This window comes from Paenibacillus donghaensis (genome assembly GCF_002192415.1).
Classification (GTDB): domain Bacteria; phylum Bacillota; class Bacilli; order Paenibacillales; family Paenibacillaceae; genus Paenibacillus_AQ; species Paenibacillus_AQ donghaensis.
In genome coordinates this window covers 1,269,032-1,292,565 of the sequence record NZ_CP021780.1, presented here as the reverse complement: position 1 = coordinate 1,292,565, position 23,534 = coordinate 1,269,032, and the positions used below count along the sequence as shown (strand labels likewise).

23 protein-coding genes and 1 pseudogene are annotated in these 23,534 nt (G+C 52.9%); 12 read left to right on the top strand and 12 right to left on the bottom strand.

Annotated elements, in window-relative coordinates:
* Positions 1-75: 75 nt before the first annotated feature.
* The 6 genes from pyk to B9T62_RS05365 all read right to left on the bottom strand — a co-directional run bounded on the left by pyk (position 76) and on the right by B9T62_RS05365 (position 8,417).
* On the bottom strand, positions 76-1,500 hold the full coding sequence (gene pyk, locus B9T62_RS05390) for a pyruvate kinase (RefSeq protein WP_087914324.1): 1,425 nt from the start codon (positions 1,498-1,500) through the stop codon (positions 76-78).
* A 329-nt stretch (positions 1,501-1,829) separates the two neighbouring features.
* Positions 1,830-2,828 carry an acetyl-CoA carboxylase carboxyltransferase subunit alpha gene (locus tag B9T62_RS05385; protein ID WP_087914323.1) on the bottom strand — a complete coding sequence of 333 codons (999 nt, stop codon included), beginning with the start codon at positions 2,826-2,828 and terminating at the stop codon, positions 1,830-1,832.
* Between the two features lies 1 nt (position 2,829).
* Positions 2,830-3,732 carry an acetyl-CoA carboxylase, carboxyltransferase subunit beta gene (gene accD / locus B9T62_RS05380; RefSeq protein ID WP_087914322.1) on the bottom strand — a complete coding sequence of 301 codons (903 nt, stop codon included), beginning with the start codon at positions 3,730-3,732 and terminating at the stop codon, positions 2,830-2,832.
* Positions 3,733-3,809: 77 nt separating this feature from the next.
* Positions 3,810-3,998: a glutamate decarboxylase gene (locus B9T62_RS05375; RefSeq protein WP_087914321.1), complete on the bottom strand. Its 189-nt coding sequence runs from the start codon at positions 3,996-3,998 to the stop codon at positions 3,810-3,812.
* 149 nt (positions 3,999-4,147) lie between these two features.
* Positions 4,148-4,648 (bottom strand): phosphatidylglycerophosphatase A family protein, encoded by a 501-nt coding sequence (locus B9T62_RS05370; RefSeq protein WP_087914320.1) that lies wholly within the window; start codon positions 4,646-4,648, stop codon positions 4,148-4,150.
* 73 nt (positions 4,649-4,721) lie between these two features.
* Complete coding sequence (locus B9T62_RS05365) at positions 4,722-8,417, bottom strand: DNA polymerase III subunit alpha (protein ID WP_087914319.1); 3,696 nt, start codon at positions 8,415-8,417, stop codon at positions 4,722-4,724.
* A gap of 147 nt (positions 8,418-8,564) precedes the next feature.
* On the opposite strand from B9T62_RS05365, the gene B9T62_RS05360 reads away from it, so the two are divergent.
* The 3 genes from B9T62_RS05360 (at position 8,565) to B9T62_RS05350 (ending at position 9,794) form a co-directional block, all read left to right on the top strand.
* On the top strand, positions 8,565-8,888 hold the full coding sequence (locus B9T62_RS05360) for a YtrH family sporulation protein (protein WP_087920141.1): 324 nt from the start codon (positions 8,565-8,567) through the stop codon (positions 8,886-8,888).
* Positions 8,889-8,894: 6 nt separating this feature from the next.
* On the top strand, positions 8,895-9,398 hold the full coding sequence (locus B9T62_RS05355) for a sporulation membrane protein YtrI (protein ID WP_087914318.1): 504 nt from the start codon (positions 8,895-8,897) through the stop codon (positions 9,396-9,398).
* Positions 9,399-9,482: 84 nt separating this feature from the next.
* Positions 9,483-9,794, top strand: coding sequence for a YtpI family protein (locus B9T62_RS05350; protein ID WP_087914317.1), 312 nt, complete (start codon positions 9,483-9,485; stop codon positions 9,792-9,794).
* Here B9T62_RS05350 and B9T62_RS05345 read toward each other — a convergent pair.
* Both B9T62_RS05345 and B9T62_RS05340 read right to left on the bottom strand, forming a co-directional pair.
* Positions 9,791-11,125 (bottom strand): DRTGG domain-containing protein, encoded by a 1,335-nt coding sequence (locus B9T62_RS05345; RefSeq protein ID WP_087914316.1) that lies wholly within the window; start codon positions 11,123-11,125, stop codon positions 9,791-9,793. The genes B9T62_RS05350 and B9T62_RS05345 overlap by 4 nt on opposite strands.
* 184 nt (positions 11,126-11,309) lie before the next feature.
* Positions 11,310-11,540 (bottom strand): hypothetical protein, encoded by a 231-nt coding sequence (locus B9T62_RS05340; protein ID WP_087920140.1) that lies wholly within the window; start codon positions 11,538-11,540, stop codon positions 11,310-11,312.
* 255 nt (positions 11,541-11,795) lie between these two features.
* Between B9T62_RS05340 and B9T62_RS05335 the strand changes: the two genes are divergently transcribed.
* Positions 11,796-12,371, top strand: coding sequence for an LURP-one-related family protein (locus tag B9T62_RS05335; protein WP_087914315.1), 576 nt, complete (start codon positions 11,796-11,798; stop codon positions 12,369-12,371).
* Positions 12,372-12,810: 439 nt separating this feature from the next.
* Here B9T62_RS05335 and B9T62_RS05330 read toward each other — a convergent pair whose 3' ends face one another.
* On the bottom strand, positions 12,811-13,155 hold the full coding sequence (locus B9T62_RS05330) for a YlbF/YmcA family competence regulator (protein WP_087914314.1): 345 nt from the start codon (positions 13,153-13,155) through the stop codon (positions 12,811-12,813).
* Between the two features lie 316 nt (positions 13,156-13,471).
* On the opposite strand from B9T62_RS05330, the gene B9T62_RS05325 reads away from it, so the two are divergent.
* The 6 genes and pseudogenes from B9T62_RS05325 to B9T62_RS38725 form a co-directional block, all read left to right on the top strand.
* Entirely contained in the window at positions 13,472-14,839 is a 1,368-nt protein-coding gene (locus B9T62_RS05325; RefSeq protein WP_087914313.1) for a YheC/YheD family endospore coat-associated protein, read from the top strand.
* 6 nt (positions 14,840-14,845) lie between these two features.
* Positions 14,846-16,030 (top strand): YheC/YheD family endospore coat-associated protein, encoded by a 1,185-nt coding sequence (locus B9T62_RS05320; protein WP_087914312.1) that lies wholly within the window; start codon positions 14,846-14,848, stop codon positions 16,028-16,030.
* On the top strand, positions 16,031-17,404 hold the full coding sequence (locus tag B9T62_RS05315; RefSeq protein ID WP_087914311.1) for a YheC/YheD family endospore coat-associated protein: 1,374 nt from the start codon (positions 16,031-16,033) through the stop codon (positions 17,402-17,404).
* A complete protein-coding gene (locus B9T62_RS05310; RefSeq protein WP_087914310.1) occupies positions 17,401-18,522 on the top strand; it encodes a YheC/YheD family endospore coat-associated protein in 1,122 nt (373 codons plus the stop codon). Before B9T62_RS05315 ends, B9T62_RS05310 begins: the two co-directional genes overlap by 4 nt.
* Positions 18,523-18,547: 25 nt before the next feature.
* Positions 18,548-19,072, top strand: a complete 525-nt coding sequence (locus B9T62_RS05305; protein ID WP_087914309.1) for a GNAT family protein — start codon at positions 18,548-18,550, stop codon at positions 19,070-19,072.
* Positions 19,054-19,182 (top strand): annotated as a pseudogene (locus tag B9T62_RS38725) (YheC/YheD family protein); the annotation flags it as partial. The gene B9T62_RS05305 and the pseudogene B9T62_RS38725, both read left to right, overlap by 19 nt.
* 69 nt (positions 19,183-19,251) lie before the next feature.
* Here B9T62_RS38725 and B9T62_RS39875 read toward each other — a convergent pair.
* A complete protein-coding gene (locus B9T62_RS39875; RefSeq protein WP_169834333.1) occupies positions 19,252-19,476 on the bottom strand; it encodes a hypothetical protein in 225 nt (74 codons plus the stop codon).
* Positions 19,477-19,787: 311 nt separating this feature from the next.
* Here B9T62_RS39875 and B9T62_RS05300 point away from each other — a divergent pair, with 311 nt between their 5' ends.
* Both B9T62_RS05300 and B9T62_RS05295 read left to right on the top strand, forming a co-directional pair.
* Complete coding sequence (locus B9T62_RS05300; protein WP_087914308.1) at positions 19,788-21,041, top strand: S1 family peptidase; 1,254 nt, start codon at positions 19,788-19,790, stop codon at positions 21,039-21,041.
* 28 nt (positions 21,042-21,069) lie between these two features.
* The gene (locus B9T62_RS05295; protein ID WP_087914307.1) at positions 21,070-21,420 is read left to right on the top strand and encodes a DUF3221 domain-containing protein; all 351 of its coding nucleotides are present in this window, start codon (positions 21,070-21,072) and stop codon (positions 21,418-21,420) included.
* A 758-nt stretch (positions 21,421-22,178) separates the two neighbouring features.
* Here B9T62_RS05295 and B9T62_RS05285 read toward each other — a convergent pair.
* The gene (locus tag B9T62_RS05285; protein WP_087914305.1) at positions 22,179-22,772 is read right to left on the bottom strand and encodes an IS256 family transposase; all 594 of its coding nucleotides are present in this window, start codon (positions 22,770-22,772) and stop codon (positions 22,179-22,181) included.
* Positions 22,773-23,023: 251 nt separating this feature from the next.
* Positions 23,024-23,530: a hypothetical protein gene (locus B9T62_RS05280; protein ID WP_087914304.1), complete on the bottom strand. Its 507-nt coding sequence runs from the start codon at positions 23,528-23,530 to the stop codon at positions 23,024-23,026.
* Positions 23,531-23,534: the final 4 nt, after the last annotated feature.

The window sequence follows — 23,534 nt, the reverse complement described above, 5'->3', positions numbered from 1 at the left end:
CTGTTAAACACAAAAAGCAATGGCAAAATCACCATTGCTTTGTGGGGTACTGCGGTAATGAATAAGTCTGTCGTACTATTCGTGCGGGATCGTGCTTACTTTCACCAGGTTGGTGGAACCGGAACGTCCCAGTGGGATACCGGCAGTAATCACGACCAGATCACCGGCCTGAACCAGTCCGGAATCCTTGCCGCCTTTGATTGCTGTTTCCAGCAATTCGTCTGTAGAGTGAGCTTCCAGACCGTAAACCGGAGTTACGCCCCATACCAGAGCCAGCTGACGCATGGTTCTTTCTTGAGTCGTTACGGCAATGATCTGGGCCTTAGGACGGTATTTGGATACTACACGCGCGGTATGTCCGGTTACTGTCGAGGAGATGATTGCTTTCGCATTCAGGTCCAGAGCAGAAATCGCAACAGACTGGCTGATCGCTTCTGTCACTGTTGTTTCCTGGGCGATCTGCTGCTTCATGAAGATTTCACGGTGGTTCAGCGCAGATTCCGCTTTCTCAGCAATGCGGGACATGGTAAGAACGGATTCCACCGGATATTTACCGGCAGCTGTTTCTCCGGACAGCATGATGGCATCGGTACCATCGAAGATAGCGTTGGCTACGTCACTCGCTTCAGCGCGGGTAGGACGCGGGTTGCGCTGCATGGAATCCAGCATCTGCGTAGCAGTGATAACCGGTTTGCCTGCAACATTACATTTCTGGATCATCAGCTTCTGCGCCAAAGGCACATCTTCAGCTGGAATTTCCACACCAAGGTCGCCGCGGGCAACCATCAGGCCGTCGGATGCAGCCAAAATTTCATCAAGGTTGTCAACACCCTGTTGGTTTTCGATTTTGGAAATGATCTGAATGTGGGGAGCGTTGTGCTTCTCCAGCAATTCACGGATTTCCTGAACGTCGCTGGCTTTGCGAACGAAGGAAGCGGCGATAAAATCGATGTCCTGTTCAATCCCGAAGATGATATCGTTGGTGTCTTTTTCCGTAATACCCGGCAGGGAGATAGCCACTCCAGGAACGTTAACACCCTTCTTGCTCTTGATGGTGCCGCCGTTGACGATACGGGTCTTGATTTCTGTGCCTTGAATGTCAACTACCGTCAGTCCGATGAGACCGTCATCAATCAGGATCGTCGATCCAACATGAACGTCGTTAGGCAGGTTGCTGTAAGTGATCGAGATACGGTTGGCATCGCCAAGAATCTCTTCCGTAGTCAGCGTCAGATACTCGTCCTGAACCAGTTCAATAGGTTCTACTTCCAGTTTGCCGGTGCGAATCTCAGGTCCTTTCGTATCGAGCAGGATGGCAACTGTTTTGTTCAGTTCCTTGGATGCTTGACGAATCGTGTTGATCCGTGCACCATGCTCTTCGAAATCGCCGTGGGAGAAATTCAGACGGGCCACATTCATACCAGCCAAAATCAATTTTTTGATATTCTCCAACGATTCACTAGCAGGACCGATTGTACATACAATTTTACTTTTCCGCATTAGGTTTTCCTCCGTTTTTTCGTTCTCTCTGTCTCACTTTTTCCAACTACAAAATCTACTATAAGGCTTGCGTCTTGAATAGGAACAAAATCACACACGCCTTTTTCTGCACCAATAAGAATATTACTGCAACTCGGACACAAAATCAATGTTATAGCGTCTTTTCGCTGTAATTATACGTCGAATTTTCTGAAATACAGCTCAAAATAAAAATAATCCCGGCGCTTGTCCGGGATTATCACATAGGAATATATTGTAAAAACGGTCTTCGCAGGCTTCTTGTCCGTTCAGCAGTCATTTATGTCTTAAAGTGCAAATCAAAACATGCTTTAGTCCACCGTCAGCTCTTGCTCTTCCGGCAGAATTTGCTCCTGCTGCTCGGCATACTCGCCGATTTTGCGGAATTTGCGGTACCTGTCCTCTTTGAGCATTTCTGCATCCAGCTCTGACAGCTCCTGCAAATGGCGCCACAGCGCATCCTTGATGCTTGAGGCTGTAGCCTCATAGTCCCGGTGCGCGCCGCCCTTCGGCTCGGCAACAATCTCCTCGATCACTTCCATACCAAGCAGATCATCGGCCGTAATCTTCATCGCTTCAGCGGCCTGATCGGCCTTGGAGGCATCCTTCCAGAGTATCGAAGCCGCACCGTTCGGAGAGATGGCCGAATAGATCGCATGCTCCAGCATCAGGACCCGGTTGCCGACAGCCAGCGCCAATGCCCCGCCGCTGCCGCCTTCGCCGATCACGACACAAATGACGGGAACGCCCAGCTGGGACATATCCCGCAGATTGCGTGCGATCGCTTCGGACTGGCCTCTCTCCTCGGCGGTATTGCCGGGATAAGCCCCTTTGGTGTCTACGAAGGTAATGACCGGACGGTTGAACTTGTCCGCCTGCTGCATCAGACGCAGCGCCTTGCGGAAGCCTTCAGGGTGCGCGCTGCCAAAGAACCGCAGAATGTTCTCCTTGGTGTCCTTGCCGCGCTGCTGGCCAATGACGGTTACAGGAATCCCGTTCAGCTTGCCGATTCCGCCTACCACGGCCAGATCATCTCCATACATCCGGTCGCCATGCAGCTCGATGAAATCGGTGAAGATCAGCTCCATCAGATCCATCGATGTCGGGCGCCCCTGATGACGGGCCAGATGCATCTTCTGCGAGGGGGAGATATTGGAGTATACCTCTTCCTCCAGCACCCGGTAGCGCTCCTCCAGCCGCGCGACTTCATCGCTGAAATCGATCCCCTTCTCTTCGCCGAACTGCTTCAGTTCGGCAATCTTCTTGCGCATTTCCACCAGAGGCATTTCAAAAGGCAATTCCCCTGCCATCTTACACGCCCCCTTTCTCATTCGGTGCATGCAGCTCCAGCAGCTTCGCAAGCGTTGACCGCATTTCCTTACGGTGCACCACCATATCCAGCTGGCCGTGCTGCATATTAAATTCTGCCGTCTGGAAATCATCCGGCAGCTTCTGCCGGATCGTCTGCTCAATTACGATCCGTCCAGCGAAACCAAAGACCGCTCCGGGCTCTGCGATAATGATATCGCCCAGGCTCGCGAAGCTGGCCGATACGCCGCCGGTTGTCGGGTCAGTAATGATGGACAGGTACAGCCCTCCTGCTTCGCCAAACCGGGCAAGAGCCGCGCTGGTCTTGGCCATCTGCATCAGACTTAGAATACTCTCCTGCATTCTTGCTCCGCCGGAGGTGGAGAAGATGAGCAGCGGCAGCTTTCGCTCCGTTGCTTCTTCGATGGCACGGGTAATCTTCTCTCCGACCACCGAGCCCATACTGCCAGAGAAAAATTCAAAATTCATTACAGCAACAATTACCGGATAACCGCCAATCGTCCCCTGGCCTGTGATTACAGCGTCCGTCTGGCCGGTCTTCAGCTGCTGCTGCTCCAGCTTGGAGGCATAGCCGGGGAACTGCAGCGGATCAACGGAGCTCATGCCGCCGTCAAACTCAATGAAGCTTTCGGGATCAAGGGTGATCGCAATCCGCTCCACTGCATTCAGCCGCATATGATACCCGCAGGAAGGACAGACTTTCAGATGTTTCTCCAGCTCCTTGCTGTACTGGATCGTTCCGCATTTATTGCACTTGCTCATCAAACCTTCAGGAATCTCCCGTTTGGGGCGTTCCCCTTCCACCGGTACGCCGCCGTTCCGCTCCAGACGCTCTGAAGGAATAGTCGCGTATTTCCGTTTCTTCTGAAATAAATCTTTGAACACAACCGCACCTCTTCAGCCGTTTATTTGCGTATATAGCAGCTTGCCGCTGTTATGACTACTCTCTTTCTTAACAGCCCTCAGGGATGCAGAATCAGATTCAGAACTTCCTGCACTTCCTCTAGCTCGCCGGAGGGCACCAGAATTTCAAACTGCTGCTTGGACATATTGATGGGACGGCACTTCACAAGAAAACCTTCTTCTGTCAGCTTGCTCTGAATCATATCCGCCACTCGGGCGGTCGGCGCAATGTAAATTACCGTCCACATGCCGTGCAAGGCCTCCCCTGTCTTAATTCCCAGCCGTATCCCGTATAATGGAATCATGATAACACAGTTTTCTTTTTTCCCGCAACAGGAGATGGGCGAAGAAAGCAAGACCAGGGACAGCCGCCACCATGGAATCGCAAGGCGTTTAATTATTCCGTACCGGTGACATGCGGATAGACGTTTGCCCCTTCATGCCTGTGGGCGATTCTGGCTGAAGCCGCAGCGGCAATACCTGCCACCAGGTCATCTAGAAACACGTGAATCCCGTTTTTGTCATCGTTCAGCTCCCCGATGACGCCGAGCTTTATTTTGTCCAGATAACCGAAGCCGGTCAGCCCGATCATCCCGTAGATGCTCGTAATGCCAAGCGCCAGAGTCTCGTCCACCCCGTAGAGCGACTCATCCGCTTCCATCACCGCCTGCAGCGGCTGCGGCAGAAGCTTCTTCTCAGCCAGCTCATCCAGTGCGATGCCGGTCAGCAGCGTGTACTGCACCTCTCTTTTGCCGAGAACGGACTTGACGCTGGATACACATTCTTCCTCCGTCAGACCCGGATAATATACCGATTGCAGAATATATACAATTTTGGCGATTGATGCAAGTGTTACGCCCCTGCGCTTCAGCATGTCTGCTGCCATTTGATAGGACATGATGATATTTCCCCTTTCCGCACAGGAAGTGCCTGTGGTTTCCTAATGTATGCGGAAGGGGTGGGAATTGTTCTTATTTTATTCTTGCTGTGCCTGCTCCCAGCATAGCTTCAATGTCGGCCAGCAGAGTCTCTGAGGGCTTGATCCGGTAGCTGTCGCTGAGTGCCAGCAGCCGCTGGCCCCGCTCATAGAAGAGCAGGACGGGCACCGGGCCCGGCTCTGCCTGCAGCAGCTCCTGCAGCCGGGAGAGCAGCGCCGGATTCTCGGAGGCCGGCGTGATCTTGATGAATAGCCGCTGGGCAGTGCCGGCGGCGGATCGGTCCGGCCCGGCTCCCGCAGGCGCCGGGCTGCCTGGCCCCGAGGCCGCGGGCGGTGCCGGCGGCTTCGGGGTGCCTGCGGCAGGCGCGTTAGCGCCGCCTGCCGCTCTTGCGGGGCCGCGGGCACCGGCCCCGGCGGCGCGGGCAGCAGGCGCTGCGCCTTGCGGCGCGCCTGCACCCGGCGCCGCCCGGCCCGCGCCCTGCGGCCGGGCGGCAGCCGCGCTGCGGCGCTGCAGCAGGCTGCGCAGCGTGTCCGCAGCCAGCGGCGCCACTTCCTCGGCGAGCAGCTTGAAGCCTTCGTCTTCGTGCTGCACCTTGGCGCGCAGGGCCAGCAGCGCGCCCTTCTCAATCAGGGTGCGGCTCCGCTTCCACACCTCGGGGAACAGCACGACCTCGCAGCGCTCGATCTGGTCCTCCCACTGCACAAAAGCCATCGCCTTGCCGGCTTTGGTCGTGATCTCCTTGACGGACACGACCATGCCCGCTGTCACGGTCTGGCTCTCATCCAGCGCCTCGCCAAGATCCATCAGCCGCTGCATGCCCGGCTCCTCCAGCAGCTCCGCGCTGTCGTCCAGCGGGTGCCCCGACAGGTACAGGCCCAGCAGCTCGCGTTCCAGCTCAAGCTGCTGACCTACCGTGAACCGCGGGATATCCGGGTAGCGGATCTCCCAGTTCGGGGTCTCCACCAGATCATCGAACAGCTGGATCTGCAGCTCATCGCGCTCCTTGCGCCATTTCAGCGCCGCCTCCACCGTCTCGTCCAGCATCGCCAGCAGCTGTGCGCGGTGGCCGGGCAGCCCGTCGAAGGCTCCGGCCTGCAGGAGCGATTCCACCACCCGCTTGTTGCAGACGCGCAGGTCTACCCGCCGACAGAAATCGAGCAAGCTGTCGAATGGGCGCGCCTTGCGCTCGGCTATGATGTTCTCTACGGCAAGCGTACCGACATTCTTGACAGCCGCCAAGCCGAAACGGATATGGCCTGCCGACCCTTCGCCGGGAACCGGCGTGAACAGCACGCCGCTCTCATTGACGTCCGGCGGCAATACGCCGATGCCTGTGCGGCGGCATTCCAGCACATACTCCGCCACCTTGCGGTGGTTGCCCATGACAGCGGTCAGCATCGCCGCCGTGAACTGCACCGGGTAATGCGCCTTCAGGTAGGCGGTCTGGAAGGCCAGCACGCCATAGGCGGCCGCATGGGCGCGCGGAAAGCCGTAATCGGCGAACCGCACGATCATATCATAGACTGCGTTCGCATCCTGCTCACTGTAGCCCTGCTGCAGGCTGCCCTCCACGAAGTGGCTCCGCTCCTTGTCGAGCGTCTCGCGTTTCTTCTTGGACACGGCGCGGCGCAGCAGGTCAGATTCACCGAGCGAGAACCCGGCCATCAGCGAGGCGATCTGCATAATCTGCTCCTGATAGACGATAATCCCGTAGGTGTCGGCCAGAATCGGCTCCAGATCGGGATGCGGATAGACCACCTCGAATTGGCCGTGTTTGCCTCCGATATATTTGGGGATAAACTCCATCGGACCCGGACGGTACAAGGCCACCACAGAGACGATATCCTCGAAGCCGGTTGGCCTGAGGTCCTTCAGCACCCGACGGACACCGGAGGATTCCATCTGGAACACGCCTGCGGTCTCGCCCGCGCTAAGCATCCGATAGGTCAGCTCGTCATTATCGGGAATCAGCCGGAAATCAGGCACCGTGCCGTTCATCTCCCGGATGGACTGCAGACAGCGTTCGATAATCGACAATGTGCGCAGACCGAGGAAATCCATCTTCAGCAGCCCGACACTCTCCAGATGCTCCATCGAATACTGGGTCAGAACCGTGCTCTCATTGCCGGCCTGCAGCGGCACGGCATCGGTCAGCGGCCCTTTGGAGATCACGATTCCGGCAGCATGGGTTGAAGCATGCCGCGGCATGCCCTCCACCTTCATTGCCATGTCCAGCAGTCCCTTGATCTTGGGGCTGGTCTCATAGAGTGACTTCAGCTCAGGCGTCGCTTCCAGCGCTTTGGCGATGCTGATTCCCAGTTGGGCTGGAATCAGCTTGGCCGCCTTGTCCACCTCGTTGTAGGGCAGGTTCAGCGCCCGTCCCACATCGCGCACTGCGGCACGGGCAGCCATGGTGCCGAAGGTAATAATCTGCGCCACATGCTCCTTGCCGTATTTATCCACAACATACTGGATCACCTCTTCACGCCGTTCATCGCTGAAGTCAATATCGATATCGGGCATGGTGATCCGCTCCGGGTTCAGGAACCGCTCGAACAGCAGATTATATCTCAGCGGGTCCACATCGGTAATCCGCAGCGAATACGCCGTGAGACTGCCTGCGGAGGAGCCGCGGCCCGGGCCGACGGCAATATCCATCCGATGGGCATAGGCGATGAAATCCCAGACAATCAGGAAATAATCGCAGAAGCCCATCGTCTCAATCACGCCCAGCTCATATTCAAGCCGCTGCTGTGCTGCCTCGCGCTGCTCCGGCGACTCCCAGCGCGGCGTACCGGCATAACGCTGCTCCAGCCCGGCGTGGCAGAGCTGCCGCAGGTAGGCGGCAGAACTCTGCTGCTCCGGCAGCGGCGAATAGGCCGGCAGAATGTGATTGCCGAATGTCAGCTCCAGATTGCATTTCTCGGCAATCCGCACGGTATTCTCCAGCGCCTCCGGCACATGCGGGAACAGCGCCGCCATTTCTGCACCACTCTTGAAGAACAGCTGCTCCGAGGCCATCTTGAGGCGGTCTTCATCGTCCACCGTCTTGCCGGTTCCAATACAGATCAGCACATCCTGGACCTCGGCATCCTGCCGCTGCAGATAATGCACGTCATTGGTCGCCACCAGCGGAATGTCGAGTTCGGCAGCAAGCGCGATCAGCTGCGGATTGACCCGCTTCTGCTCCGCCATGCCGTGATCCTGCAGCTCCAGATAGAAATCCGGGCCGAAGATTTCCTTATAGCGCAGAGCCGCCTTGCGGGCTTCCGCCTCCCGGCCGTGCAGCAGATGCTGCGGCACCTCGCCGCCCAGACAGGCGCTGAGGCAGACAATACCCTCGGCATATTCGGCAAGCACCTCCATATCAATCCGCGGCTTGTAATGCTGGCCTTCCAGATGGCCGATGGAGACCAGCTTCATCAGGTTCTTGTAGCCGGTTTCATTCTTGACGAGCAGGATCAGATGGTAGATCGGCTGATCCTTACGGCTGCCCCGCTCGCGGCGCGAGCCGGAGGTCATGTAGGCCTCGCAGCCAATAATCGGCTTAATGCCCTGCGCCTGGCAGGCTTTATAAAAAGGGATCGCCCCGTACATCACTCCATGATCCGTAAGCGCCAGCGATTTCATGCCGTATTCGCCGGCCCGGCGCACGAGATCGGTAATGCGCGCCGCCCCGTCCAGTAAACTGTATTCGCTGTGCACATGCAAATGCACGAAAGGGCTCATCCTTCCACTTCCTCTCTACAGACACAATCATTTATAAGATGAAACTATTTTATCATATTAAAGGGGGACTCGCCCATAGAATGGATTAAGCGCATGGAGGACAGGCCGCGCTATGCAGGGCTCCTGTCCGGAAAGGAGTGTTTATTTGTGAGTATTTTTCTGAGCAAGGCTGTACTTGACTTCTTCATTGCTTGCGGCATTGTGCTGGGAGGGGCCATGCTGGGCGGAATCGGTGCCGTCGTCTCCCTCCAGCCGCCCACGCAGACCATGCTGGATGTGGCTGACCGGATCAAAATCTGGGCACTTGCCGCCGCGGTCGGCGGGACCATAGACCCGATGCGAGTGATCGAAAGCAATATGATCGGAGGCAATCTTTCGCCCGCCATCAAACAAATCCTGTATCTCGTCTTCGCCTTCCTTGGCGCCCATATGGGCAGTGAACTGGTCAAGTGGGTCTGCGGCAGGGGGTAACGGACCATGAGGATTCCACCCTTCCGGCGCTTTCGCCGCTTCTCCCAAATTTCTGCTGTATTCGTGCTGGGGATGGTTGCTGGCTGTGTCGTGTACAATGCGATTTTTCACCTGGGCTATAATGTGCTCTGGCTGAACAACCAAGATCTGCGCGTACAAATTGAGCAGTACCAGAAGGATATTGTTACACTCAAAAAATATAAGAATACGTCCACCGTGATCCGTGAGATCAAGATCCGAGCCGAAGAAAGCAAGCCCAAGGAAGGCGCGACTGCCCTGGACCCGGTCACGCTGAAGATGATCCTCTCCGAAATGGGCACTGACCTTGAGCCGATGCGCGGCCGCAGCATGTTCGATATTGATACTGACGGCAAGCTGGCCCGTCTTCTGCTGGACGGCAAACTGTACTTTGTGCGGGAGAAGGAATATGCCGTGAGGATCCGAACGATGCTTGTTATGGAAGGCGTGCTGCAGATCTGGGTAGAAATCACGCCGCACAGCCGCAGTTGAACCTGTTCATGGTACAATAAAAACCATAGACTATACCGGTGCCCTGCCTGATGGGAAAAGGCCCGGCAAAGGAGCTGGTTGTCCATGGTCCTGACGATTAAATATGTGCTCTTCATCCTGCTTGTAGTCTGCATGCTTGGCGCTGCCTGGTTCAGCCTGTCTTCCCGGCGCGCGCAAGATCCGCTGGATCAGGGACTGAAGCGCTCGCTGATGAATATCCTGCTGGGGGCCATGCTGGTGACGCTTGCCCTGATGGCGATGTTCCTGTTCCCTGGCTCTACCGTCAATGTTCTGGTTGAGACCGTTTTCCTTGTGATCGGGGCCTTCAATCTCTTCTCGGGCCTGCGCAGCTACGGCTATTACAGCCGCATGCGCAGCGGCTCTCGTCGCCCTTAGCCGTGGTCAAGCGATTGCAGCATCAGCACCGCCTTGGCTACCAGCGTGTCGAGATGGATAATCTCAATTTCCAGTTTGCAGGTCCGGCGGCTGATCTCGAGCAATTTCGGCATCACCGTTACGGAATGCTCGATCTGAACCGGTCGGATGAAGTAAGTGGACATGTTGTCCACCACGTAGTCATTTCCTGTAATATCTTTCGCAGCCTTGAATGCTGAGAGCGTCATCAGCGTGGATAAGACCCCTTCCGAGATCGTTCCCAGGTCGGTGGCCATCTGCGGAGTAATGAAGCCATGAAAAAACAGCCGGCCCTCCTCATCCCGCTCATCGGCAAAACCGTTCCACATCAGATGGTCGAAGGTCTCCCCCAGCTGCGGCTGGTTGCGCACATCACGCAGGCTCTGCAGCACTTCCCTGCGGGTCAGGGAGCCGACCAGCTTGCGGTTGCGGTCCACAATCGGCAGGAAGTCGATGCCTTCCCACATCATAATCTGCGCGGCGGAAGCCAGAGAGGTCTGCAAGGCGGCCGTGATCGGATTGCGGATCATGGCCTTCTCAATGCTCTGCGCATCACCAAGCTCCTCCACATCACGGCGTCCGATGATCCCGATGACCCGGTTCCATTCGTCGGTCACCGGGAACCGCTGCTCACCGCTGTCTTGCGAGAGCCGGCGCAGCTCGCCGCAAGTGCTGGAGATCTTCAGCGTGTGCAGGCGCGGCTTGCTGTCGACAATATCCTCAACCAGCATAATTTTTTTCTTGATCAGCCGGTCAAAAATAGCGCGGTTAATCATCGAAGCCACCGTGAAGGTGTCATGGCGCGAAGAGATCACAGGCAGATCCAGCTGATCGGCCAGTGCCTTAACCTCCCGACTCGTGCCGAAGCCACCGGTGACCAGCACCCCGGCCCCTTGCTCCAGTGCAAGCGAGTGCACATCATCACGGTTCCCCACAATCAGCAGGCTGTCGGCATCGATATAACGGATCATCGCATCGACCTTCATGGCGCCAATCACGTATTTGTGCAAATGCTTGGTCAGGCCGCTGGCCCCGCCCAGCACATGCCCTTCAACGATATCCACCACGTCCCCGAACGTCAGCTGCTCCGAGATATTGCGCGGCTTCTTCTCCACACGGACTGTCCCGATCCGCTCCTTCGTAATCACAATTCCCAGGTTCTCGGCCTCTTTGACGGCACGGTATGCGGTGCCTTCACTGACCAGCATTTCCTTGGCCAGCTTGCGGACAGATATTTTGGTGCCTACCTTCAGGCTTTCAATGTGCTGCAGCAGCTGCTCATGTTTGGTTATTGCATCGCCTTGACCTTCCAACTGTTACACCCCCATGCTCCGATCTGTACTATACTGTACCTATTATACCGAAGGAAATGGCACAGTTCAACAGCTTGGCGGAGCAGGGGCGCGGCCATCTCGGCGCAAGGCAAACAACCCCGGCGGCAGCCGATGGCGGGCGGCCTCAGGGGTTGTCCAATCTGTTTTTGTGTACCCTTGCCTATTATGAATTCTGCGAGACTCGCGTCTCTTCGCTCCACTTCTTCTGCCACTGCTGAAGCTTGGCCTTGCGAACGGCCTCGAGCCGTTTCGTCTTCTCCTCATCCACACCAATAATGAAGTGAAGATGGGCGGCAATGACCAGAAAGGCAAACAGGCACCAGACCACACCGAATCCGAATACCCAGCCCGGCCCGTTCTCCAGGGACAATCTGGGCAATGCATACAGCAGCATACCCAGCGCCACCAGCAGGTATACTACATGCTTGAGCTTGTTTCTTTTTCTCAACTGGAACAACTCCTTCTTCGCAAGAATGCCTACTTGAATCTATATTTCTACTCTATGAACCACGTGCCCGGAATATGAGACAAGTCCAAAAAAAATACACATTCCCCTCCGCTCAGCCTGCGGCAGAATGCATTTATATGGTAAGTCGGAATTATATATGAGAAGATGGGAAGATGAGTTTACACTAGGAGGCGGTTTCAGATGATTCACGAAATGAAGGATACCCAATATACGATCCGCAAAAAAGTAATTTCCATTGTGGGAGCCAAGCTGCATATCTATGACAGCTCGGAGCAGCTGGTGATGTTCTGCCAGATGAAGGCTTTTAAGCTTAAGGAGGATATTGCGCTATATACCGATGAGAGCATGAGCCATGAGCTGCTGCGCATCAAGGCGCGAAGTATGATTGATTTCAGCGCTACCTATGATGTGCATGACAGCAGTACAGGCGAACATATCGGGGCGCTGCGCCGCAAAGGACTGAAGTCGATTGTGCAGGATGAGTGGCTGCTTCTGGACGGAAACGACATGGAGATCGGCAGCATCAAGGAACCCAGCATGATGATGGCTCTGCTCCGCCGGTTCATTACGCTGATTCCCCAGCAATACAATGTGGAGATTGGCGGCAGTCATGTATCTACCTTCAAGCAGAATTTCAACCCGTTCGTCACCAAGATTATGGCCGACTTCTCCGAGGATTCACGCGGCCAGCTTGACCGGCGGCTGGGTCTGGCTGCAGGCATCCTGCTCTGCTCCGTGGAGGGCAAACAGCAATAGTCTGCATGAGGAGTATCGGATAAGTTGCAGCAATAATATGAATCTATAAATAAGGTGCTGTGACAGCCAGATTGGCTGACAGGGCACCTTGTTTCTGTCTATCGCGCCGTCTACCGGACAAGCCTCAAGAACACGGATGCTCAGGTCTGACCGCCGCTAGCGGACCGTGGAGCCCTTATTTGTGCAATTTCCGCCTCTTTGGAGTTGCTTGCGGACCCAGGTGACCTTATTTACTCCAAACCTCTCTCTTTCGAGCCAAATTTAGCACAATAGAGGCCATACGGTCCGTTACCCACGCGAAATAACCAAAAAACGGAAAATAGCGGCTATACGGTTCCCCAGTAGCTGAAAGTAAACTAGTTTGTTGGGTGGGTGGGGTGCGATCTGTTGGCTGGGTTACGTTAGTTCGGTTACGTTGGTGGAATTACGTTGCCGGGGTTTATTGGCCATCGCCATAGAGCTGGGACAAGCTCTCAGTGATAATCTTGTTCACATCCTCGATCACTACACTCAGTCGACGCTCCGCATCAAACAGACGGCGGATGCCCAGATTCAGGTTAAGCACCTCGAAGAGCTTCTCCATCTTCTCCATTTCTTCCGGCGGAGGCATCTCTCCGCTCATCATCCGCTGCTGCAGCTCCATTTGACCCTGACGGAAGTTGTCGAGCATCCGCTTGCTCTCCGGATCGGCGTCCACAAGCTTCATCGCGCTGTTAATATCTGCAACCTCACTGCTCTCTTTAATCGCTCGTGCCAGTTCATTGGCTTTGTCATATATGTTCATTTCTGATTCCTCCCAAAAGTTTGCTCTGATTATATGCTCCGCAACCGCCCGCTTTACAGGCAAAACCGGGCCGTCAGCATATGCTGAAGCTTAGGCATGTGCTGTGCTGCCGCTAAGCGAATGCGGCGTTGCCTTCTTACTGCCGGTTGACCCACTTCTGCAGGGCCACACCCGGATCTTCCCGAAACGGCAGGTTCCGGCTTTTTAGAGAAATAGGTCAATCACCAAGGGTCAGATGTCTCCATATGATGAATGATATGTAACCCTTAGCTATCAAATTGCCGGCATCATGCTGCCTACCGGAAGGAGATCCACGATGTCTAAGCTTAAGATCCCGGTCCATACGGTTCACTCGGGCATCCTGCAGGAAAACGCTGTAATGCTTGGCGACAGATCGATGAAAAGACTCAAAATCCCGGCACACGGAACTCTCCAGCTTGCTTTCGGTTCATTCCGGCAGGAGGTCACCGTCGTCCCGGTTCCGAAATCCGACAGTCTGCGCGTCAGCGAAGGACTGGCACGGCGGATCGGATGGAACCACCGGCTGACGCTGGGTGTCTCCTACAGCTCCGGGAGCCGTACCTTGCGGCTGGGTCCGCTGATCGGAGTGCTCGTCAGTCGCGCCCGTCCCGACAATCCCGACAGGCTGTTCGGACCCATTACCCTCTTCTGCCGGGAACTAACCAACGTCTGCCAGGCGCAGGGCGCCTATGTATATTTCTTTACCCCGGAAGCGCTGGAAACACACAGCTCCTCCATCAAGGGCTGGGTATACGACGAAGGCTGGAAGAAACAGAGTCTGCCCGTCGCCGATGTGATCAATAATCGGGTTACATCGCGCAAGGTGGAGAATAAACCAAGCGTACAGCATTTTTTGGCGGATGTAAAATCACGGTACGGAACCCATTTCTTCAATGAGAAATTTCTCGACAAAACAGAGGTGTTCGAAGCGCTGCGCCAGGACCCCACCCTCCAGCGGTATTTGCCGGAGTCCCATCTGCTGAACGGCTATGCCGTGATGAAACGGATGTGCGGGCAATATGCCAGCGTCTTCCTCAAGCCTGTCCGGGGCAGTCTCGGCAAAGGGATTCTCCGCATTTCCAAAGAGGAAGGCGGGGGCTACCGCCTGTTATCAACTACACCGCTGGGCACACGCAAGCAGATTTATCCGACTCTCACCAAGCTGTTCCAGTCCATCGCCCCTAAGATGAAAACGACCCGCTACCAGATACAGCAGGGCTTGCCTCTGATGGAGCTTGGACGCCGGCCGGTAGATTTCCGGGCCTTGGTGCAGAAGAACGGCACCGGCAAGTGGGGCGTCACTTCCATTGTGGCCCGCACCGCCGGGGGCAATCATTTCGTCTCCAACCTTGCCAAAGGCGGGACCCTAAGTACCGTACGCGAGGCTGTAAGCAAAAGCAGTCTGCCCGCCGGCGTCAAGGAAAGTGTGCAACTGCAGCTCCCACGGGCTGCCCTCGCAATCGCCAGGGGCGTGGAGACCTTTATCCCGGCCCATTTCGGGGAGCTTGGCATCGACCTTGCGCTCGACCAAACCGGGCGGATCTGGCTGCTGGAGGTCAACTCCAAGCCCTCCAAGAACGATAATACACCGCTTAATGATCAGAAGATAAGGCCCTCCGTCAAACAAATGATTCTGTATTGCCGTTACCTGGCCGGTTTATAACCGGCCATGATGATGAACAAGGCTGCCGCAGGACTGTTCGGTGTCATGACGGGATACCGGGAGGGCAGCCCGCCGATTGCTGAGCCGGCATTCTGTACAGAGCTTTGCCAGGCAGCACCGCTGTACAACCTCAAAGTGATTGTGTTTCACCCGGACGGCGTTGCGGCAGACGGCACTTCCGTCTCCGGTTTCAGCTGGAGCGGCGGTCATTGGCAGAAGCTCTGCTCGCCTCCCCCGGACGTTGTGTTTAACCGCTGTTTCTACGGCAGCGCCCGGGAGAGAACAGCGGCTTCCGCTGCCTGGGCCGCCTTGCCCCGGGCGATCCCCTGGTCACGCGGACTGCCTGATAAATGGGGCGTTCATGAGATCCTGCGACGCAATCGCCGGGCAGCAGCGCTGCTGCCTGAGACCAGCCTGTATAGCGGCAGCAGCCAGCTTGGCACCCTGCTCGCTGAAAGAGAATTCGGCTTGTTCCTAAAGCCCCAGGCCGGCTCCCATGGGAAACGCACCCTGCGCGCCATGCTGCTCGGGCGTGCCGATGGTGGCGGGCTTCAGGTCAAGGGACGCGACGGCAGCAACAAGCCTATAGCGTATGTGTTCGCATCCCTGCAGGACGGTCTTCAGTGGATTGATGATTTCATCGGCCAGCGCCGCTATATTATACAGCCTTATCTGCATTTAACCAGCCGCTCCGGGCAGCCGTTTGATGTGCGTGTGCTGATGCAGAAGAATGGGCGCGGGGCCTGGACGCTCACCGGAATGGCCGTACGCCTGGGCCTCCGGAACTCCCTGACCTCCAACCTGCATGGCGGCGGGACCGCCGTGCCACTGCTGCCCTTCCTGCGCTCAGAATATGGACCGGGCGGTGAGGAACTAATAGAAGAGCTGGCAGCAGAAGCAGCATTTCTGCCGCCACTGCTGGAGACAGCCTGCGGCAGGCTGGGCGAGCTTGGCCTTGATTTCGGGCTGGACCCGGCAGGCCGGATCTATCTGCTGGAAGCCAATTCCAAGCCAGGGCGGACGGTCTTCCGGTTAACTGGCGACCTTCAGGCCGCGAGGCTTGCCGCCGAGAATCCGCTTCTCTATGCACGGCATCTGCTGCTGGCGCAGGGACGAATCCCGGCGGCACTGGCTGACAGCTCCATCACTGACGGGAAAATGATAACAATGGTTCCTAAGGAGGATTCATAAATGGGTCTCACTTTTTGCAATGTGCATTTCACCAAACAGGCCGAGCGAGTGGTATATCTATCCGGTTCACTCATGAAAAGCCTGAAATTATCGGGCAAAAGAAATATCCGCATGCGTCTGGGCAAAGACACGATCCCGGCCGTAATCAAGCCGATCAAACGCAGCGGCAATCATATATTCCTGACCTCAGGCGTCAAAAGCGCGATTAAAGTACCTAATTCAGGCGGCGTTTATTTACGCAATCTGCAGAACGAAGAGGTGCAGATCGGACCCTTGGTCGGAATTCTGTCCGACGGGGCTGGTTCCTCCACCCAGCCTTTCGGCTCACGCACCGGATTCATCAAGCAATTGCTGCGCGAGGGCAGCGGAAAATGTTATATTTTTGCTTTTATGCCACGTGACATCAACTGGCAGCAGGAGCAGGTATACGGGTACTTCCTGACCGGCTCAGGCAAATTCGAACGTAAAATGGTGCCTCTGCCCGACGTAGTCTACAATCGGCTGCCCAGCCGCAAAGCGGAAACCTCACCGTATATCAACCAGCTGCGCGATCGTTTTGCCCGCAAGAAAATTCCTTATTTCAACTGGAGCTTCTTCAATAAATCGGATGTTTACAAGCTGCTGGAGAATGACAGCACAGCGAACCGTTACGTGCCGGAGACACACAGCAATCCTTCCACAGAGCAAATGCGCGACATGCTGGATCGCCATCATTTCGTATATTACAAACCGTCTGCCGGCAGTCTGGGCCACGGCATTTACCGGCTGACCTACTTGCCCAAAAAAGGGTATTTCGCCAGATACCGCCGGGGCGGTAAAAATGTGCTGCTGCGTTTCGGAACCTTTGACAGCCTGATGCGGATGCTGCGTACCCGGCATGGACAGAGTCTGCAGAGTTATGTAGTGCAGCAAGGCATCCGCTTGATTGAAATTGACGGCTGCCCGATCGACTTCCGCTTCCATATGCACAAGAACGGCAGCAATCAATGGGTAGTTGTTGGCATCGGCGCCAAGAAGGCGGGTCGGGGCAGTGTAACCACCCATCTTAAAAACGGCGGCGCTCTGCTCACGCCGCAGCAGGCGCTCGGCCGTGTATTCGGAGCCAGAGCAGACGAAGTGCTGCAGCAGGCCAAAACGACCGCAGTCCGGCTGGCCGAGTCGCTGGAAGTGCAGCATCACCATCTGCTCGGCGAAATCGGCTTTGACCTTGGCATCGATCAGGATGAGGATATCTGGATGTTCGAGGCCAATGCCAAGCCGGGACGCTCCATCTTCCGCCATCCCTCCCTGCGCGCTGAGGGCAAAGCTTCCATTGAGCATATTCTGGAGCACTGCCTGTATCTCAGCAAATTCCGCAGGAGGGATGAGATGTGAACACCCGCAATCCCGAAGAAAGCAAGCCCGTCATCGCCATCCTGACCACCAGCGACAAGCAGCACCAATTCGGCGGCAACCGCAAGAACTTTCGCGATATTATCCGCACCGGTAAAGAAATGGGCTATCTGGTATATGTAGTCACCGTCCGTGATCTGAAGCTGGAGGAGCGGCTGATCAACGGATACGTCCCTTCACCCGGCGGCAGGTTGTGGTACAGCATCCCTGTGCCCTTGCCGCAGGTGATCTATAACCGGATTCCCACCCGTGAACAGGAACAGAGGCTGCCTGTGGCCCGCAAAATAGCCGAATGTCTGGAGCATCCCGAGATTCATCTGTATAATCCGTATTTCTTCAATAAATGGAATCTGTTTGAATGGCTGAAAGGGGCACATTCCACCTCCAAGCATGTGCCGAAGACACGGCGGCTGCGGACTGCAGCCACGCTTACGGCCATGCTGAAGAATCATGACAGCCTCTACCTGAAGCCTGAGAGCGGCAAGGCTGGCAAAGGCATTATGCGCCTGAAATACCGTGAAGATACGGCCCTGCCCTACCGCCTGCAGATTCAAAGCGGCCGCAGAAACGTAACCTACAAGGCCGCCTCCATGGACCGCCTGTGGGCGCGCGTCGAGAAGGAGAAGGGCGCGGCTCACTATATTGTGCAGCAAGCCATCGTGCTGGCGACACACCACAAGCGGCCTTTCGATCTGCGCGTGCTGGTGCAGAAGAACGGCCGGGGCGGCTGGGCCATTACGGGCATCGGCGCAAGGCTGGCCGGCGCCCGCAGCATTACGACACATGTGCCGCGCGGCGGCAGCATCGAAGAGCCCTCCAGCATGCTGGAGAGCACCTTCGGCGCTGAACGCGCGGCAGCCATCCTGAAGAGCTTGCCCACTACCGCGCTGTTGATTGCGCGGCAGATTGAACGGGCTTCCGAGTTGACACTCGGGGAGATGTCGATGGATCTCGGCGTGGATGACAACGGCGGACTCTGGTTCTTCGAGGCCAATGCAAGGCCTATGAAATTTGATGAACCGGCGATCCGCAAGCTGTCGCTGGAACGGATTTTTCATTACAGCCAGCATCTGGCCCGTATGCCCAAGCATAATAAATGATTTCAAGGTTAAGGAAGTGACCCTTATGCAGTTGCAGCTCTCTTCTATTCACGACACCGCTCCAGAGCAGTGGAAATCCAGGCTGGCCGGACTGCTCCAGTTCCTGCGGGAGCACGGCGAACGACGTCTGACCAATCAAGGGTGCAAGGTGTTGTCCAGACTGACCCCGCAGCAGCTGTCCTGGCCGGGATTCTCGCTGGTGGTCGCCACCGTGCGTGGCCAGAGCGGGCATCAGCTCGCAGGCATCAGCTTCGTAGCCGACTATGGCAAAGAAGCCTGCCTGGTCGCCGTACATCCCTTGTATCGCAGCAAACATATTGGCACCAAACTGCTGGCCGCACAGCTCCGCCATCTTGGACAGCTGCAGTGCAGCGTAGCCAGCGACAATTACTCCAGTCTCAAAATGTGCTTCAATGCCGGCCTGGCTGCGGTTTCCTTAAGCACTGGCCCCACGGGCAAGCCTACGCTGCTGCTGCAGTCGCCGCAGCCTGCCAGCTGCTCCGTCATCTCTCCACAAGAAGGTGAACTCCTATGTCTGAACCCGTCTTAGGGATCCTTACCCTGTATCTGAACGATGCCAAGCAGCTTGAAGAAAAGCCGGTTTACAAACGAATGATCATTGAAGGCAGACGGATTGGCCTAGATGTCTTCGTGTTTACATGTTTATTATAGACGTATATTATTTTCGTTTCATTTTGACCTTTCAAACTGACGCTTTGATTTCGGATGTCACGGGGCAAGGATGGATAACTCCGACACCAGCAGCTCCTCAGTCAGGTTCTTCCTCTGGGCATTGAGTACGGGAATATCCAGCACCGACAGCCAGCAGATCTTCAGACTCAATTGCTTCTGGACGCGGCAGGCAGGATGGCTAACGGCAGATAAGTAGAAGGATGCACCCTTTGGTTCTCTACGCGTACATTGGGTTACTTTAGTTTCTAGATACAGATGCATAAACAAGTTCCAAATAGTGACAATCCTCACATACTTTCATGGTGATTTATGGAACATTGTCATTGGATATTACAATATAATTTGGATTAGATAGAATTTAAAGTCATGTTATGTATGCTAAACTCTAAACTTCCCCAGATGAGTCGGCCGCCGGTGATCTAAATTGGCTCATGCGAAATTTTTAAAACTTTTAGTATTTTAAATTTTCAAGGAAAAATTTTCAAATAATATATTGTAATTATTTTTAAAAAATAGTAAACTTTTAGCAAGTAGTCGAATTTTGTCTCAAATAACTAGGTTAGAGGTGACTTATGAAACTGAAAAAAAGAACTGTTTTGATGTTAACCGCTGCCATCTTATTGTGCTCTGGAAGTGTAAGTGCATCGTCTGAACTTGAGTCTTATGATTACACAAAAGACGAACTGTCTTTTAGACAGCAATTCGGATTAGACACTAATATCAGTAAGGTAAAAGAAATGGATTCCAAGGTTGATGATATAATGGTTGACTCTAAGTTCGGAGTTAGGATGACAAAACTGGAGGAAGAACGGCTCATACAACGCATCAATCACCAAACAAACAAACTACCATTAATTAAGGATTACCTAGATAAAAATATTAAAGATGGACTTGTTTTTATTGACCAAAAGTCTGGAGGGATTGTAAATATCGGTATTAAGAGTGATACCAATAAAGATCAATATGAATCTGATTTTAGAAAAATATATGGTGACTCCAGTTTAATAAATATCTTTGTTACAAAATATTCTGAAAAGGATTTAAACGAACTTAATGAAAAATTAATTTCTTTGATGAATACTGATTTTAATGGAGTTACAATTACTGACACGTTAGTAGATTTAGCAGAACAAAAAGTACAGGTGGGCGTTAAGGACTTTGATGAAACAAAGAGAAAGAAATTAGAAGAGACTTTTAATGCCGATATGTTGTCTATAAGAAAATCTGCTGTGGTTTCAGATGATGTTGACAGAAATTCAACATATAACCCTCTTCAAGCAGGGACTAAAATAGTTAACAATTATACTGGTGGTTACTGTAGCATCGGTTTTTTGGCTTCAGATTTCATTGTTACTGCCGCCCATTGCGGGTCTGCCGGCAACCTCTTCAGTCAAGGTACTAATAGTGTTGGTAGTATGGGTGGAAGAACCTATGGGGGAAATGTTGATGCAGCAGTAATAGGGAGAACAAGCTTATCCTATTCCAATGATCTCTATACATCTTCCAGTAGGGCAGGATATTTCGATACTGTTCAGGCTAACGACTTCGCAGGAAATATGGTTTGCATGTCTGGGGCTTCATCTGCCACTAATCCAGTATCATGTGGAACATTATTGAGTAAATCTGTATCATATAGTATCGATGGGGTATCTTTTAGTGGCTTAAGATCAGCTAGTTATACATCTGCACCTGGGGATAGTGGTGCACCAACATATTATAGTACTGTATTAATGGGAATTAATAAAGGTCGTCATAATGGAAACGCTGTTTATTCGTATATCGGTCATGTAATGAATGCTTTATCTGTGCAACCAATTTTAAACTAATGTCGTAACCATTCAAAGGAGAAAGTCCATGTTTCAAAAAACTAGTACTATTACTAAATGGACTCTTATTTTTGTTTTTTTGTTATTGGTCACCGCCTGTAGTAATGATGATAAAGTTTTTAAAGGGATTGTACACACAGTAGATGTAGAGAATAAAAGGATTTTAGTAATTTCTCAGATAAAAGAAGAAGACTTGAGTAAGGATTACAAGGAAGTTCTCGAATCTAATAAGTACTCTCAAGCCATTTGGGTAAATAAAGTTGCACCTTCTAAATATAAAAAGGGTGATGAGATTGAAGTGTTCTTTAAAGCAAGTGATGATTCATTTCCAGCACAAGTTACCGCCAAAAAAATTGTAAAATCAAGAATTGAGCAATGAAGCATACAATATAGTATGAGCAAGCGTCGTTTTCCAGAAAAGGGGCGGCGCTTTTTTTGTGTAGAATTAAAAAAGAAATTAGAGAATCAACAAAAAAATGAATAATTTAATGACCATACACCAAAAAAGATTGTTGAAAAGCTCGATAAAAATTCCTATAAGGTTATATGACTGATTGACTTATGCAGTACTCAACTATGCATTATGTAATTAATCTTAAAAATAGCTTACTCCTAATCCGCAATCACAAGTAAAATGCGGCCAATGGTATAAAAATAAAGCAAATAGAAACCATTTTAATTCCCCTGTTCCCTCTTGTTCTATCCCTGCATTACCTCACCAAAGAATCCCGAGTACTTATGCTAAATCCATCCTAAATTGAAATTCACTTCTCATGTAATAAGCATCAGCAACCTTTACACTCTGTAGACTCCATTTCCGGACTGGACCTCCACATTCAATCGCACACCCAGCCAGATCACCACGGCGTTCAACGATAAACACCTGGGACTGAGCCAAAGCAGCTGTTAGAGATTCTGCATCTGTCTTTAGGACTTTGTATGCATTGCTCAACACGATCACTCCTAAAAAGGGAATTTAGCCACGACTAATACCAATATAGCAAATCCAATAATCACCATTAAAATTCCTGGCTCACTTTTGTCCTTCAAATAGTAATATCCTCCGTTAAATATCAACGGACCGCACATTGTCACCATTAACCACGAATGCATTGTTTGACAACGCCATAACAATGGTTACCACGGCAGACAGGATACGCTTTCCTTGCCGCCAATGCTGAAGCTGAGAATTTCCCGGTGCCCGTCTTCATCGATCCCCATCGCGATGTAGATGGCTTCACTGGCCACGGTTTGGCGCTTCAGTTTGACGTACATGCCATCCAGATAGATGACGGAATAGCGCTTAGAGAGCGGACGGTTTTGCCAGGCGGCCACATCCTCCAGCACCGTGCCGGTGATGTTGCTCATGGTGGTTGGCGAGTACGAGGTTCCGAACATTTTTTCGATAAACGAAGCGATATCCCGGGTGCTCATGCCGCCTTTATACATGTGAATGACCGTGTCTTCAAGCCGGCGCTGGTAGGGCTCAAAGAGCTCCGTTTGGAATTGACCTTGCCGATCCCGCGGGACGTTCAGGTCTGGATCAGGCCGTGGCGTGTTTCCCAGGTGCGAGTGTAATATCCGTTGCGAGTATTGGAGTCTTCCGGATGTTCGACACCTAAATATTTTTTTGATTTCTTCGCGGAGCATGAGTTCAATCTTTTCTTTCAGAAAACTTTGGATGATATTTTCGAGTAGATCCTGGAACGGGTTTTGTTGTATACTGGTCATTGAGTAGGGCTCCTTTTCTTGGTGACTTCGCAATCCCAAGGATACCCTACTTTTTTGTCATTTACTAGACTCCGGTCCTTACACAAACTATTTTACGCCATCTGCGCACTTCATATTAGAGGAATATCACACCAGGGTGATGAGGGATAAGTTCTATTGGAATTAGCCACTCAATCATTCGGCACTGGGTGGGGGTAAAGAAAAACCTTGAAGGAAATTATCCCTCAAGGCTCTACACAAAAAAAGCAAACTTAAACTTCGATTACTATTTCATCAGGTTTTATGCCATCTGCAAGGTTCTCTATCCAAAACTTCCGTTGTTCTGCCCCACCGATGTTTAACCCATAATAAAAAGATGGGTCGATGAACAATTCTTGCCCATTCTCCAAGTTCAACTGAAGGTTGTGACAGATAATTTGTTCTTTATTTTTAAAATCTATGCCGTTAATAACGATGCTTTTAACAGTATTTTTGGCAGACATCGAGTCAATCAATATAATTTGACTTACTGACGTCTTACACGGCAACATATCTTCATCAATTTCAAATTGATAGCGTATCGAATCAACTATCTTAACACTTAGTCTTGAGTACTGATTAATTGATTCAAATTCGATATACTGCTCGCCCACTTCAAAATAATAATATCGCATATCAGGACAAAAGTCCCCTACTCCATCTTCAATATCTACAAAACCAAGCAAGTAAATATCTTGGATAGAGTCACTCTTAAAGAGATCAACAAGTTCTTCGAGCATATAA